Source organism: Metabacillus schmidteae (genome assembly GCF_903166545.1).
GTDB lineage: Bacteria > Bacillota > Bacilli > Bacillales > Bacillaceae > Metabacillus > Metabacillus schmidteae.
In genome coordinates this window covers 3551831-3567232 of sequence record NZ_CAESCH010000001.1, presented here as the reverse complement: position 1 = coordinate 3567232, position 15402 = coordinate 3551831, and the positions used below count along the sequence as shown (strand labels likewise).

Annotated in this window: 14 protein-coding genes; all 14 read left to right on the top strand. The window is 35.3% G+C overall.

All coding sequences use genetic code 11. The features are described 5' to 3' along the window. The first annotated feature begins 4 nt into the window (after positions 1–4). On the top strand, positions 5–976 hold the full coding sequence (locus HWV59_RS17345; RefSeq protein ID WP_175639625.1) for a sugar phosphate isomerase/epimerase family protein: 972 nt from the start codon (positions 5–7) through the stop codon (positions 974–976). A gap of 11 nt (positions 977–987) precedes the next feature. Beyond that, positions 988–1248, top strand: a complete 261-nt coding sequence (locus tag HWV59_RS17340; RefSeq protein ID WP_175639624.1) for a hypothetical protein — start codon at positions 988–990, stop codon at positions 1246–1248. A 286-nt stretch (positions 1249–1534) separates the two neighbouring features. Then, positions 1535–2941, top strand: a complete 1407-nt coding sequence (locus HWV59_RS17335; protein WP_175639623.1) for an MFS transporter — start codon at positions 1535–1537, stop codon at positions 2939–2941. A 487-nt stretch (positions 2942–3428) separates the two neighbouring features. Beyond that, complete coding sequence (locus HWV59_RS17330) at positions 3429–4889, top strand: DHA2 family efflux MFS transporter permease subunit (RefSeq protein ID WP_175639622.1); 1461 nt, start codon at positions 3429–3431, stop codon at positions 4887–4889. A gap of 20 nt (positions 4890–4909) precedes the next feature. Then, positions 4910–5347: a C-glycoside deglycosidase beta subunit domain-containing protein gene (locus tag HWV59_RS17325; protein WP_175639621.1), complete on the top strand. Its 438-nt coding sequence runs from the start codon at positions 4910–4912 to the stop codon at positions 5345–5347. Then, positions 5331–6314 (top strand): sugar phosphate isomerase/epimerase family protein, encoded by a 984-nt coding sequence (locus HWV59_RS17320; protein ID WP_175639620.1) that lies wholly within the window; start codon positions 5331–5333, stop codon positions 6312–6314. The genes HWV59_RS17325 and HWV59_RS17320 overlap by 17 nt, the downstream gene beginning before the upstream one ends. Positions 6315–6544: 230 nt before the next feature. After that, a complete protein-coding gene (locus HWV59_RS17315; protein ID WP_175639619.1) occupies positions 6545–7498 on the top strand; it encodes an ROK family glucokinase in 954 nt (317 codons plus the stop codon). Positions 7499–7907: 409 nt separating this feature from the next. After that, positions 7908–8855, top strand: coding sequence for an AraC family transcriptional regulator (locus HWV59_RS17310; protein ID WP_175639618.1), 948 nt, complete (start codon positions 7908–7910; stop codon positions 8853–8855). Between the two features lie 101 nt (positions 8856–8956). Further along, positions 8957–9904 carry a VOC family protein gene (locus HWV59_RS17305; protein ID WP_175639617.1) on the top strand — a complete coding sequence of 316 codons (948 nt, stop codon included), beginning with the start codon at positions 8957–8959 and terminating at the stop codon, positions 9902–9904. A gap of 108 nt (positions 9905–10012) precedes the next feature. Further along, the gene (locus HWV59_RS17300; RefSeq protein ID WP_175639616.1) at positions 10013–11119 is read left to right on the top strand and encodes an alpha/beta hydrolase family protein; all 1107 of its coding nucleotides are present in this window, start codon (positions 10013–10015) and stop codon (positions 11117–11119) included. Positions 11120–11137: 18 nt separating this feature from the next. Continuing rightward, positions 11138–12046, top strand: a complete 909-nt coding sequence (locus tag HWV59_RS17295; protein WP_175639615.1) for a fumarylacetoacetate hydrolase family protein — start codon at positions 11138–11140, stop codon at positions 12044–12046. A gap of 20 nt (positions 12047–12066) precedes the next feature. Further along, positions 12067–12819: a cyclase family protein gene (locus HWV59_RS17290; RefSeq protein WP_175639614.1), complete on the top strand. Its 753-nt coding sequence runs from the start codon at positions 12067–12069 to the stop codon at positions 12817–12819. 60 nt (positions 12820–12879) lie between these two features. Then, positions 12880–14034 (top strand): FAD-dependent oxidoreductase, encoded by a 1155-nt coding sequence (locus tag HWV59_RS17285; protein ID WP_175639613.1) that lies wholly within the window; start codon positions 12880–12882, stop codon positions 14032–14034. 65 nt (positions 14035–14099) lie between these two features. Continuing rightward, the gene (locus tag HWV59_RS17280) at positions 14100–15347 is read left to right on the top strand and encodes an MFS transporter (protein WP_175639612.1); all 1248 of its coding nucleotides are present in this window, start codon (positions 14100–14102) and stop codon (positions 15345–15347) included. Positions 15348–15402: the final 55 nt, after the last annotated feature.

Below are 15402 nucleotides of genomic sequence, written 5' to 3'. Positions count from 1 at the left end.
ATTCATGAGTAATATAAAACTAGGAGTTTCGTTATTTAGTTTTTCAACAGATTATGTAAAAGGGATTCTTTCATTAGAGGATTGTATTCGTTCTGCCTCTGAAATTGGTGGTGAAGGATTTGAACTTGTTGGAGCATCAATGTTATCTACATATCCTTATGCTACTGAAAAAGTAGTTAATAATTTTAAGTCAATGAGTGATCATTATGGAATTAAGTTTGTATCGTACGGTGCAAGTGCGGATAGAGGGGTTACTGCGGACCGAGATTTAACAGATGACGAGCTCGTTCAGTCTGCAATTCTTGATATCAAAACTGCAAATAAATTAGGGTGTGAAATGATGAGAGTACAATATCATTTATCGCCAGCAGCTATTGAGAAATTAGTTCCTTATGCTGAAAACTACGGAGTTAAATTAGGAGTGGAAATTCATAATCCGGATAATCCCTCGTCTCCCAAAATCCAAAAATATGTGGAATTATTTGAAAAGTTAGGAACGGATTATGCTGGTTTTGTACAAGATTTCGGATGTTTTGCTACGAAACCTAACAAAGTATATTGGGATGAAGCACTTGAGAACGGAGCACCTCTGGAGTTATTAGAATTGGCTGCAAACTGCCGTTACGATAATGTACCGAAAGAAGAGGCTATGAAGAAATTACTAGAAGCAGGAGCAAATGGAGCTGTTATTGGTGCATTACAAGGTATGTACGGTTTTGTTCAATTTAGTCATAATCCAGATTTAGAGGGATTTAAACAAATTGTACCACATATTAAATACTGTCATGGTAAATTTCATTACATGCATGAACACCTTGAAGAAGCTAGTATTCCATATACTGACATTTTGAAAGTTCTTCATGAGGCTAACTTTAATGGATACATTATGTCTGAATACGAAGCATCACCTGACGCGGTAGAAATGACTAGAAGACATATACAAATGGAACGTAATATCCTTAATAGTTTAAAATAATGGTGCAATATATGTTGGTAATAAAAAAGATGGGATCTGTATGCACAGGTCTCATCTTTTTATTATGGGAGTTTTCAGATACTTTGTTGTTTTCAAATGCAGTTATCCATAAAATATGGTTCATTTCATTGCGCTCCAGATACATCATTCGCATGTGGAGTTTAAAGCGTCCTCAACTTCCCGCAGAATTCGATAATATCCTCTCCATTCCACTAGTGGTTTTAAATATAAGTCAAAAGCAACAAGCATTACGGCCTTTATTAACAACGTAATTGATAAGATGATGATTAAATTCATAGATTGTGAATCTTCAATAATACATAATGATTAATTGTTAGGGAGTCTATAACCTTTATATATTAAAGAATAGTAATGAAAATTAATCATTTAATTACTACAACAGAAAACAGATTAAATATCTATATCATTCAGAGTAAAAAAATAATATCAAATGTAAGTGGTTACATTTAAAATTTAAATCAGAAAGCGCTTAATAAATTTAAAAGTAAGGTACCGCTTTTAATTTATTCTTTCAATTTCAATAAAGGGGGAAAATTCATGAGTAATACAAGTGTTATTACTGAGAATATAGAAACTGAAGTTGTTGAAAAGAATGAAAAGCTGTCTACGGTAACAAAAGTTAGTTATGGATTAGGAGATTTCGCAAGTCAATTATTTTGGAGTTTCAGCGGTTCATATTTAACTATTTATTATACAGATGTTGTTGGAATTGCACCTGCAGTTATTGCAATGATTATGTTATTTTCAAGAATTTGGGATGGGATTAACGATCCAATCCTTGGTGCTATTGCAGACCGTACAAATTCAAAACACGGTAGATTTAGACCTTATATACTATATGGTACACCTTTCTTAGCTCTATTTAGTGTATTAGCATTTACTTCTCCAAGCTTTCTTGGATCTATGGATGCGAAAATCGCATGGGCCGTATTTACATATGTCGGACTAAGTATGCTATATACTGTGGTTAATATTCCGTATGGTTCATTATCCTCTGTTATGTCATCTAAACAAAGTGAAAGAACTGCACTAATGTCTTTCAGAATGACATTTACTAATTTAGGAAGTGTAGCTCTCAGTATTGCTTCTATGCCATTAATTATTTTCTTTAGTGGTGGAAATGAAGGTTCTTTAACGGGAAATGGATATACGATGACGGCTGTAGTACTAGCAGTAATTGCAATTCCTCTTTTCTATATACTTTTCTTCAATACAAAAGAAGTTGTACAACCTATTAATAAAGCAAAAATATCTTTCAAAACATCATTTGCAAGTGTTTTAACAAGTAAGTCTCTGATTTTAATTTTCTTTATGTTACTGACTTCATTAACAGCGTTCTTTGGTAGAATGGGTGTTCAAATCTACTATTATATTTACGTAATCAAAAGAATGGATTTAATAGCTATCTTTATGCCATTACCTGCGATTGGAGCGGTACTTGGAATCTTATTATTTACTCGTTTTGGAACCAAAATTGGTAAAAAGAATTTGTTATATATTTCTTACTTCTTCTCAGCTGTATTCCTATTAATCCTTTACTTTATCGATTACAGCAATATTACAATGTTATTAGTTGTAACATTCTTATACGGATTAGCTCAATTTGGAACACCTATTGTTATGGCTATGATTCCTGATGCTATCGATGAATTAGAGTATAAAAAAGGTGTGCGTGTAGATGGTACCGCTTTTGCAGCAACAAGTTTAGCGACTAAATTTGCGAGTGCACTTGGTGGTGCTGTAACAGTAGCATTATTAGGTTCTTTTGGATATGTGGCGAACGCTGAACAAACACCAGAAGCAATTGCTGGTATTAATTTGGTAGTAAACGTATTACCTGGTATTTGTTTCTTACTAGCTATGATTCCTGTGTTTCTATATAAATTAGATGATAATAAATCTAGTGAAATTAGAGAAAAATTAAATGCACAACGTTTGGTTTAATAATTAATATGTTAAAAATAGATGCACATAGCCGTTTCAATGGTTGTGTGCATTATTAAATCATGGCTCTTTTCGTAAGTATTATAGCTTTTGAATACTATTTAAAACAAATAGTGGAATGTAGCGTAAGTCAAACGACTCATGCGGAAATAGAGGAAGCTCTTAGACCCGCAGGCGAAGTAGGAGGATCAGCTTCCTCCACGGCGAAGGGTGTGACTATAGCGCAATGAAACGAATTAGATTCTTAAAGATAACTACATTGGAAAACTAGAAAGGAAGCGAAAAAGCCTTAAATTATTAATGAAAAAATTAAAGATTAAAAATAACATATGAATTATTAATCTATACGACAAAAGTTCACTGAATAGTGTGGTTAAAAAATTAAAGCAAATTGTAAAAAGATGAGAAAGCTCTTTCTTAAGTGAGAAGTTAAAATGAATTAGGGATTAATATTGACTCAATATTCAACTTAAGGAGAGAGAAGAGAATGGAAAAAGAGATCCAACAAACGAAATACAATAAAAACTTATTATTGGCATTAATTCTATTGACACTTTTTGTTGCTGTATTAAATCAAACTTTTTTAATAACAGCACTTCCTCAAATTATGATAGATTTCCAAGTTGATGCTAATAAAGCACAGTGGGTAACGACTATTTTTATGCTAACAAGTGGAATAATTGTCCCAATATCAGCATTTTTAATTGCTAGATTTTCAACAAGACAATTATTCTTAACTGCTGTGATTACTTTATTAATAGGAACAATGTTAGCCGGCATTGCATCTAGTTTTACAATTCTCTTAATAGGTCGCTTAATACAGGCAATCGGTGCAGGATTAATAATGCCGCTTGTATCAAATATAATTCTACAAATTACAACAAATGAAAATCGTGGTAGTGCAATGGGATTACTAATCCTAGTTATTTGTTTTGGCCCTGCAATTGGTCCTGCACTTGCTGGTGGAATCATTGATTATTTTTCATGGAGATACTTATTTTTTGGAACATTTCCAGTTGTTTTATGTATATTTATTGCTTCCTATTTGATTTTAAAGAATGTTACCGAAACGAATAAAAACATAAAAATTGATGTATTATCAGTAGTCTTATCTACAGTGGCCTTTACTGGAATTCTTTATGGATTAAGTCTAATAGGAACATTAGGATGGGGAGATATTACAACAATTAGTTGGATTGCAATTGGAGCTATATCATTGTATTTCTTAGTGAGAAGACAATTGAAACTTTCTGAACCGATGATTGAATTTAGAGTTTTTAAATATAAGATATTTTCAGTGTCAGCTATATTAGTTAGTATTGCCTTTGCAACGATGTTTGGCGTGGAAACAATTGTTCCTCTCTATACTCAGAATGTACAAGGAACTTCAGCGTTGGTATCTGGTTTAATTTTATTACCAGGGGCAGCATTAATGGGGGCAATGTCTCCATTTGTAGGAAAATTAACAGATAAAATGGGGATTAAAGTACTGATTTTAATCGGTTTTTCCATTGTTACACTTTCAACAATTCCTCTTGCGATAATTGGATTTGAAAAAACTATTTGGATGATTGTTATTTTTTATTCGTTACGTATGATTGGGACAGGATTTCTAATGACACCAGTACAAACGGGAGCAATGAATGCTATTCCAAAGCATTTATACAGACATGGTGTAGCTGTATATAGTACTTTAACAAATATTGCAGGTTCAATCGGTATCTCAATTATTGTAGGTTTATATACAGCTTTAGCAAAGAATACAAGTTTAAGTGGTTTAGATTCAGAAAAATATGCAATAACTATCACTTTCTTATTTGTAACAATTATTAGTGGGGTAGGGCTTTTGCTAGCCCTTAAATTAAAAGATAAATCAGTAGAAGTAACAGATAGTTCATTACAAGAAGAAGTAACACATACAGAAAAATTGAGCTCTTTTAATAAGTAGTTAAAAATGGAGGGAACAGCATGTTTGAAAAATATCTTATTTCTGAAAAAACGTTCTGCAATGTAGAAAAAAGAGGAGAAATAGTAGGATACAAAGTGGGATTAAGAATACCGTATTATCGCGGAATTACCTTATCATGTATAAATGAAATAAACTTAATAATAAATGGGAAGAGTATTTCTCATGATGATATGACTGTTGAGGTTGAAACAGGTTCATTCCCATACAGTGAAATTTCAACTGTTATTAATAATAGATGGGAAATGACCGAGGAGGCTGTTATTTTTGTACGTGCCCCTGGCGGATTGGAAGATAAGGAACATACGATTGAAGCATTTGTTAGTCTTCGAATTTCATATCAACCTCACCCAAATACAGGTGCAGACAAAAAAATATTAAAACTTGGAACGATTAGAAAAGAAGATGAGGAGGTTATGAGTTATGAAAGAAACTATTAAAACAGGTGTATCTTTATACAGTTATCAAGAAGAATTCTATACAGGTAAATTAGATTTAGAAGGTTGTATACAAGAGGTAGCTAAGTCAGGTGCAAAAGGGGTTGAAATTTTACCCGAACAAATGATTAAAGGATTCCCGCGAATTCCTGAATCTTTTTATGAAACTTGGCATGGATGGATGGAAAAGTATGATTTAACTCCAATTGCATATGATGCATTTCTAGAACTTAAATTATTCCCAAATCGTATTACAACACGTGATGAATCAGTAGAAATGATGAAAAGAGATATCGATATTGCAAATAAATTAGGTTGTAAAGTATTAAGAACTCTTGTTGCAACACCGATTGATGTAATCGATGCTTCGTTAGAATATGCAGAAGGAAAAGACGTAAAAATAGCTTTAGAAGTACATGCCCCATTTACTTTCGGTACTCCTTGGTTTGAAGAGAGGATGGAATTCATCCAGAAAACTGGAACAAAATGGTTTGGTATTATGCCTGATTTAGGTGTGTTTGTAAAACGCATGCCAAGTGTGATGGAGGATTGGCATGTTAGACATGGTGCGGATCCAAAAATTGTTGAATTTATAAGCGATAATTATGCCAATAGAGTAGATATGAAAGTAATTGAGAAAGAAGTGCAAAATATGGCTTATGCAAATGATTATGATAAATTGTTTGCTAGATTAGGTACTCATATGGTTTACACAGATCCAAATCTTTTAAAAGAGTATATTCCTTATATTATGCATGTGCATGGGAAATTTTACGAAATTAATGATCTAATGGAAGAGCCAAGTATTCCATATCAAGATATTATTACTGTGTTGAAAGATAGTGGTTATACAGGTTATGTGAATAGTGAATATGAAGGAAATCGTCATATTCAAGATTATAAAGAAGTAGATAGTATCGAACAAGTTCAAAGACATCAAAAATTATTAAACAAAATCATTCATGGTTAATATAATATTAATTCTGAGGATGAAGCGTTGGATGAAGGACTTAGATTGAACAAGCAATATTTACTAATGCAACATAAAATTTTAGGTAAATAGTTTAGAAAAATAGTACAGGAAATTTTCTGTACTATTTGTTACTTTCGATGTTAAATTCTTATAAAATGTAATTAGATAACCTGTTTTATAAAAAATGATGGACTATTAAAATATTGTTTTGGAATTTGGGGGATAATATGAAAAAACTAATTGGAATTGATTTAGGTGGTACAACGGTAAAGTTTGCAATTTTAACAGAGGAAGGAGAAATTGAACATAAATGGAGTATTCAGACCGACATTACCCATGATGGAATGAAAATTGTTCCGGATATCATTGAGTCGATTAATCACCGTCTTGACTTGTACGGGTTAACAGTTGATCACTTTTTGGGGATCGGAATGGGTTCTCCTGGATCTGTAAATATCAAAAAAGGTACAGTGATTGGTGCTTATAATCTGAATTGGAGAACATTACAGCCTGTGAAAGAACAAGTAGAGAAAGGAGTAGGAATTCCTTTTTATATTGATAATGATGCGAATGTTGCTGCTTTAGGAGAACAGTGGAAAGGTGCTGGTGAAGGAAGTGGCAATGTCGTGTTTGTTACACTAGGCACTGGTGTTGGTGGAGGAATCGTTGCTGAAGGTCGTTTAATTCATGGAGTTGGAGCGGCAGGAGAGATTGGACATATGACTGTTGACCCTACAGGTTACGAATGTACGTGTGGAAACATTGGTTGTTTAGAGACTGTAGCAAGTGCAACGGGTGTGGTTCGATTAGCAAGAGACCTTTCAGAAGGATTTACTGGAGATTCCCATTTAAAGTGGTTAATTGATGATGGACAAGAAGTAACAGCTAAAACAGTATTTGACAAGGCGAAGATTGAGGATCCACTAGCAGAAATTGTAGTGGATAAATTTTATTTTTATTTGGGGTTGGCTTGTAGTAATATCGCTAATGTTTTACATCCTGAAACAATTGTTATCGGCGGTGGAGTTTCGGCGGCTGGTGAGATGCTGGTCACAGGTGTTAATAAATACTTTAATAAGTATGCATTTCCACCGATAAAAAATAGCTCAAAGTTAAAATTGGCTCAGTTAGGAAATGATGCTGGAGTGATTGGTGCAGCGTCTTTGGTGAAAAATCAATAGGACCTACCTAAAATAATATGTAGATTAATGATCCCCAAAAGGTGTGTGAACAATCATTTGGGGTATTTTTTATATGAAGAAAATGGACTAATAGCAGAGAAACGCGGTTATCAAATACTATGTTACAACTATAAACACTTTAATTTTGCCTGTAATTTATATCCTGAGGGGAGTACCAATATTCAAGAGCAAAATGAAAGTTTTGAAGGTACTGTTATTTAAGGTAGTACCTACGAGTTACAGGTTGTAAAAAAATGAAAAATACAAGTCTTGATCACTTCTTATATATCTAATTAATAGGTAAATAGAAGATTTGCCAATGGAATGATGCTGTTGTTACAATTAATTAAATTAAAAACAACAAATTATGCAAAAATAAGAATCAATAATTATTTTGTGGGAGGAGATCATGAACTACCCATACGAAAGCGTAGTCGTAAACGAAGAAGTGCCTGTATTTTTACTAATGACAACAGTCAAATACGTCGCCATGCACTGGCACGATCGAATAGAATTTTTACTTGTGTTAAAGGGAAAAGTACAAGTCTATGTAGGAAGAGAAGATTATACCTTACATGAAAAGGATCTCCTCCTGATAAATAGTAACGAAGTTCACGGAGTTGAGTCAGATGAAGAGAATACGATTTTGATTGTTCAAATACCCGTTTCATTTATAAAGAAATGCTACAAACATATTGAACAGGAACGGTTTCAATGCCAATCTTTTCTTCATGAAAATCAGCAGAAATTTGATGAAATTCGAACTCTCCTTACACAGCTATGTTTAACAGTAAAAGAAAAAAAGGAAAGCTATGACTTAAAGGTTCATTCCTTGCTATTGGATACCATCTATCATCTTGTTACAAACTTCAAGGTAAAAAACGAACACGAATTAAAACAAACGAGCAAAAAAAATATTGAACGTATGAATAGAATTACAGATTACATAGAAAAAAATTATATGCATCCTCTTACACTTGAAGAAGTTGCAGAAACAGAAAAGCTAACACCTCCATACTTATCTAGATATTTCCAACAGCATATGGGACAAACATTTCTTAAATATGTAAATGGGGTTCGTCTTGAGCATGCCCTTTATTACTTATTGGAGACAGATTTGCCAATCATTCAGATCACGATGGAGTGCGGTTTTACCAATTTAAACACATTCCATAAATTATTTAAAGACACCTTTCACACAACACCACATCAATATCGAAAGAAGCAATTCAGGTCTTTTACAACCCCTCGAAGGAAAAAGGAGGGGACAGAAGGGTATGAGTTTGTAGAAGAAACGGACATTCGATATTTATACAAATATTTAGAAAAAGATAAAAATCGGTATGATTTTCGATAAAAAAGTAAACGTTTTCAATAATATCCTTCCTTATAATTAAGTTAAATACACAGTTTTAATAAGGCTGTACTAAAAAAACGATTATTTGGAGGGATTATTTTATGTACAAAAATCCACATTATTTCTCACATCTTGCTCATGTTGAATTAATCAGCCCAAAATTAGAAGAATCAGCAGATTTCTTTAAAAATATTATCGGTTTAGAGGAGTCAGGTCGAAAAGGTAATTCTGTTTATTTTCGCGCATGGGGTGAACATTATCACCACAGTTTAAAAATTACAGAAGGAGATGAACCTGGCCTTGGCCATATTGGTTGGCGTGCTGATAGTCCGGCTGCCCTGGAGGAAGCTGCAGCACAGATTGAAAAGCTGGGTCAAGGAATTGGTTGGATTGAAGGAGACCTAGGTCATGGTCGTGCGTATCAATTTCAATCACCTGATGGTCATTTAGAGGAAATTTTCTGGGACGTAGAAATTTATGAAGCGCCAGTAGCACTTCAAAGTAAATGGAAAAACCGTCCGCAAAAAAATCCAGGGCGCGGGATCTCTCCACGTCGTCTTGATCACATTACCCTACATAGTAATGATGTGACAAAAGATCGTGAATTCTATCAAAATATTGGATTCCGTTATAATGAAGGAATCTTTTTAGACGCAAATGAACCTGGAAGTCCGGAAATTGGTGCATGGCTTTCTGTGACAAATCTATCTCATGATATTGCTTTCTTAAAATCTCACACTGGTAAGCCAGGAGGATTCAACCACGTTTGCTATGCGGTTGAAAGTAGAGAAGAGGTCTTATTAGCAGCTGATCACATTATCGAAAGCGGTTACGAGTTAGCGATGGGAGGACCAACTCGTCATGCTCTTGCAGAAGGCTTTTTCTTCTATGTTGATGAGCCAGGCGGAAATCGTTTTGAGTTGTATGCAGGAGCACATTTAGTGTTTGCACCTGATTTTGGTCCATACAGATGGAGTCTTGAAGAAAATCCAAATGATGCTTGGGGCAGAGAAATGCCATGGGATAAATCCGGGAAAATTATTAAGTAAGTAACTAGATTAAATAACTCAGGGAGTCTAAAAAGCTTTGTGCTGAATGGGTTCCCGGAGTACCAGAGAGTTCTGCAGATTATGATTGATAGAAAGGATGTTATATAGATGTGGCACTTTTTTCCTGAAAACTACATGTGGTCTTATCAAATCGTAAGAATGATTAGCCAATCGTATTTTGGAGGCGGTGAAGTAAATGAGATTTTAGATGCTGCCAGTCGAATGAAGCTTGGTGATTTTGATAGTTTTCATAATGAATGGATGAACGCTGGTCATAAGTCATTATCAACAGCAAATGATGCAATGGACAAAGGTCATAAGGAGACTGCTCGAGCAGGTTATTTGCGTGCAGCAAACTACTTCCGTACGGCTGAATTTTTTCTACAACCAGATGATGAACGAAAACTACCAACTTACTTAAAATCTGTTGATTCCTTTAGAAAAGGCGGAGAATTGCTAGACAGTCCACCAAAGGCTGTTAATGTTCCTTTTGAACATGCATCTCTTCCAGGATATTTCTTTGAAGCACCTGGTCAAAAAAGAGGACCTTTAATGGTGATGTTCGGTGGCTTAGATTCAACAGCAGAAGAATTATACTATGGACCTGCACAGTTCTTAAATCAAAGAGGTATTTCTCTTTTAGCTCTTGATGGACCTGGTCAGGGTGGGGCATTGCGACTTCACAAAATTCATTCAAGACATGATTATAATACTGCAGGAACAGCTGCATATGAATGGGCAGTTGACAATCTTGATGTCGATCCTGAACGTATCGGTATTATGGCCGTTTCAATGGGAGGCTATATGGCAGCAAGATGTGCAGCCTTTGAACCAAGATTTAAAGCATGTGCGATCTGGGGCGCTGTTTATGATTATAACGATGTTTGGAGAAAACGTCCTGACAATCATCCTTTAGCCAAGATTTTACAACATATTTTCGGTGTGGAAGACATGCCAGCTGCAAGAGCGAAATTGGAGCATTATAACCTTCGTGGAGTGGCCGAAAAAATTCAAATGCCTACTTATATTATCCATGGTGAAGATGATCGCCAAAATACAGTAGATAATGCATACAACGTATATAATGATTTAACTTGCCCAAGATGGTTGAAAATTGTTCCGAAAAGCAGTCCAGGTTCTTCTCATTGCCAAGTGGATAATATTACAGAAACGAATGAAATGTATGATTGGCTCAAGGAACAGTTAACGAGCTAACACAGGAGGCTTGAGTATATGAAGTTTGTGACATTTTACGATTCGAAAGGAAACATGCGTGCAGGATGTCTTGAAAATAATAGAGTGATAGATCTGAACCTTGCATCTGAAGGGAACTTAACTGATTCAATTATGGAACTTATAAGAAATCAAGATAAATATCTATCTATTGTACAATCGCTAGTTAGTGAAAAAGATGTTCCTTCCTATTCATTGGAAGAGGTACGTCTTGCTCCACCTTTACCAAATCCAACTAGTTTTCGAGACTTTGTTGCTTTTGAAACACATGTTAAAAACGCAACCAAACGAAACGGTGACACAGTTGCACCTGAATGGTATGAAATGCCGATTTTCTACTTCTCCAACCCTCATTCAATGAAGGGACCAGAAGAAGAGGTAAAGCGACCTGATAAGTGTTCAAGGCTTGATTATGAACTTGAATTGGCATGTGTGATAGGAAAAGAAGGAAAAAACATAAAAGCTAGTGAAGCTGAAGATTATATTTTCGGTTATACCATCTTAAATGATTGGTCCGCACGTGATCTCCAAATGAAAGAGATGAAAGTGCTTCTAGGACCAGCAAAAGGAAAGGATTTCGCTACGTCTATTGGGCCTTATATTCTAACAAAAGATGAACTAGATTCACATAAAGTTGGGAATGTATTCGACTTGGAGATGACAGCATCAGTAAATGGTGAGGTTCTTTCTAGAGGGAATTTTAAAGATGTTTTCTATAGCTTTGGCGAAATGATTGAAAGAGCTTCTGAAGAAGTGACCTTATATCCAGGCGATATCATTGGATCAGGTACAGTTGGTTTCGGTTGCCTAATGGAGCTTGGAACAGAAGTGCATCCTTGGTTAGAGCCTGGAGATGAAGTGGAATTGACGATTACTAGTCTCGGCTCTCTTAAAAATAAAATTATCTAAATAGAAGGGATTAGACTAGCATGAAAATTGTGGACCTTAGTGTATCAATTGAAGAGGATTTAAAAGATCCTCTTCCTTTTTCTATCCGCTATGAAACACATGAAGAAGGAGCGGAATTTGGAGCAAAGCTTGTCGGAGTGACTCCTGATGACTTTCCAGAGAGAAAAGGGCTGGCTGGTGAATTCCTAACTTTAACTAGTCATGCTGGAACTCATGTTGATGCCCCTTGGCATTATTGGCCAACAGCAGAAGGAAAGCCTGCTCGTACGATTGATGAAATGCCGCTCGAATGGTTTTTTAATGATGGTGTTGTGCTCGATTTTACTGACAGACCAGCAGGATATGCGATCACAGTTCAAGATGTGAAAGAAAAACTAGAGAGCATCAATTACAAATTAAAGGCATTTGATATCGTCATGATCCGATGTGATGCAGATAAAAAGAGATATGAATCTAATTATAGTGAAATACATGTAGGTGTCTCAGCTGAAGCTACACTTTGGTTAATTGACCAAGGAATCAGAGTGATGGGAACGGACGGTTGGGGTTGGGATACACCACTCGCCATCCAAGCTGCTGATTACAAGCAAAATCCACGTGAAGGTGTTCTTTGGGCAGCTCATTACGCAGGAAAAGAAAAGGAATATTGCCAAATTGAAAAACTAGCAAACTTAGATCAATTGCCACCCTATGGCTTTAAAGTATCTGTGCTTCCAGTGAAAATAAAGGGAGCGAGTGCAGGTTGGACCAGAGCAGTTGCAATCATTGATTAAAATATGAAATCTAGTATTAGCGTTTTGCAAGCACTTCAAAAAATAGGAGGAGGTACTAGCATGACAAATCAATATGTAAAAAAAGTACTGGTTATTGGTGGAGGAATTAGCGGCTTATCAGCAGCGATTGCTTTAAATAAAATTGGGATTGAAGTTGAAATAGCTGAAAAAGAATTAGACTGGAACGTGTATGGGGTTGGGATTATTCAGCCACCTAATGCTTTAAGAGCACTTAATGAAATTGGCTTAGCAGACGCTTGTATGGAACAAGGCACGTCATATGCAGGTTTTGATTATTATACAGGTCAAGGCCATTTCTTGTTTCATACAGCATCACCAACAATTGAAGGCTACCCAGGTGTAAACGGAATCTCGAGAAGAAAGCTGCACAATATCTTGTTTGATGCCGTTAAATTAATTGGAACTAAGATCTATATGGGAACAACCGTTAATACCATTGAAGATCAAGGAAATGGCGTAAAAGTCGAATTGAATAATGGAATAACTTGCACTTACGATTTAGTGATAGGTTCAGATGGTGCTAACTCAAAGGTTAGAACATTACTGTTTGGTGAAATCGAACAACGTTATAGCGGTCAGGGAGTTTGGAGATATAATCTACCACGACCAAAAGAAATTGAAAATGGTCTTTTTTACTATGGAAAAGATGCAAAAGCAGGATTAGTTCCAATGTCTGACGATTTAATGTACTTACTTGTTACAACAAATGAACCTGGAAATCCAAGGTTTCCTAATGATCAATTACATGTTTTATTAAAGGAAAGAATGACAGAATTTGGAGGGATTATTGCTGATATGGCTAAGCAAATCGATGATCCTTCTGAAGTCGTTTACCGCCCAATATTTACGCATCTTATGCCAAGCCCATGGTATAAAGGAAATGTTTTACTAGTAGGTGATGCGGCACATGGTACAGCTCCACATCTAGGTCAAGGTGCTTCAATTGCGATTGAAGATGTTGTTGTTTTAGCTGATATTTTAAAACATAACCTTACTGTTCAAGAAACAATGGAATCATTTATGGAAAAACGTTTTGAACGCTGCAAAATGATTGTAGAGAATTCCGACCAATTAGTGGAATGGGAATTATTAACCGCTGCTGGAAAAATGACAGAAAAAGTAAACGTTGGAGAGTTCGTGAAAACGACCCTTGAAAAAATGAATGAGCCTTTCTTAACTGAGTTAAACGTCTAACAAAATAATAGTTTTTGTATACGCCTTCAGTAAAAATATTAAAAAAGGGGTAAGGGGGCATTTGAATGAATGGATTAAGCAAGAGTAAACGTTATGAGAATTTCCTTGTCATCATTATGTTTTTCGTTGTTGGGCTTGTGTTTTTAGATCGATTAAGTTTAGGGTTTGTTTTTCCAATTATGGGGCCGGATTTAAATCTTTCAAATACACAGCTTGGTTTAACAGTTGGGATTACAAGTTTATTCTTCGGAATCTCTACTCTAATTTTCGCTAGTCTTTCTGATTTTATAGGGAAAAAGAAGGTCATGCTCGTTATCTTTGTTTTTGTTTTTTCAATTGCTACCTTACTAACCGGACTTGTCGGTTCATTTATTGCTTTAATCATGACGAGAATCATAATGGGATTAGCTGAAGGGCCAGTAATGCCGTTAGTTCAATCTATTGTCATGGCAGAATCCTCGGAGAAAAGAAGAGGATTTAATATGGGGGTTATTCAAAGCGCTTCCTCCTTGATTGGAGGAACAATGGCGCCTGTTTTGACTGTTTCTCTAGCAGTTGCTTTAGGCTGGAGATCAGCGTTTTATATCATCGCCATTCCAGGGATCATAGTAGGTCTTATCTTATGGAAGTATTTAAAAGAACCTAAAGTTGTTGAAGAACATGACGAAAAACAACAAAGGGTAAAACCAACGAAGGCAGATTATCTTAAAGTATTTAAAACAAGAAACGTATGGCTATGCACAATTATCGGAACCTGTAATATGGTCTTCATCTTGACTCTTACTGCCTTTCTTCCAACGATGTTAGCGAACTCAACAAATTACAAAGAAGCTCAGATTGGTATGCTTCTTGGAGCCATGGGGCTTATGATGTTTGTTGGGCAAATGGGTGCACCTGCATTATCTGACCGTATAGGAAGACTACCTATTCTTAAAATCTTTTCATTTATTGCCATTTTCCTTCCAATCATGATCGCATTATATTATCAAAACTTTATTGTTTTACTTATCTCGATGCTTATCCTCTCAATTGGTAATGGATATCAACCACTTGTCATGAATATCGTGCCTGCTGAATCTGTATCTCGAAAGTTTACTGCAACTGCCATAAGTGTCGTTATTTTAACAGGGGAAATTATTGGAGGATTTGCTGGTCCGATGATGGCTGGTGTATTAGCTGATAAATATAGCCTAACTGCACCATTATGGATTACAGCAATTGCTGCTTTTATCGCGTTTATATGTACTTTTGGAATTAAGGAAACAGCACCTATTAAAGTAGAGCAGTCTAAAGATATAGATTTGACGATGTAATATTTTCTCGATATTTCACTGAGAAATAAGGTTAATTAATATTTAATAATCCCTT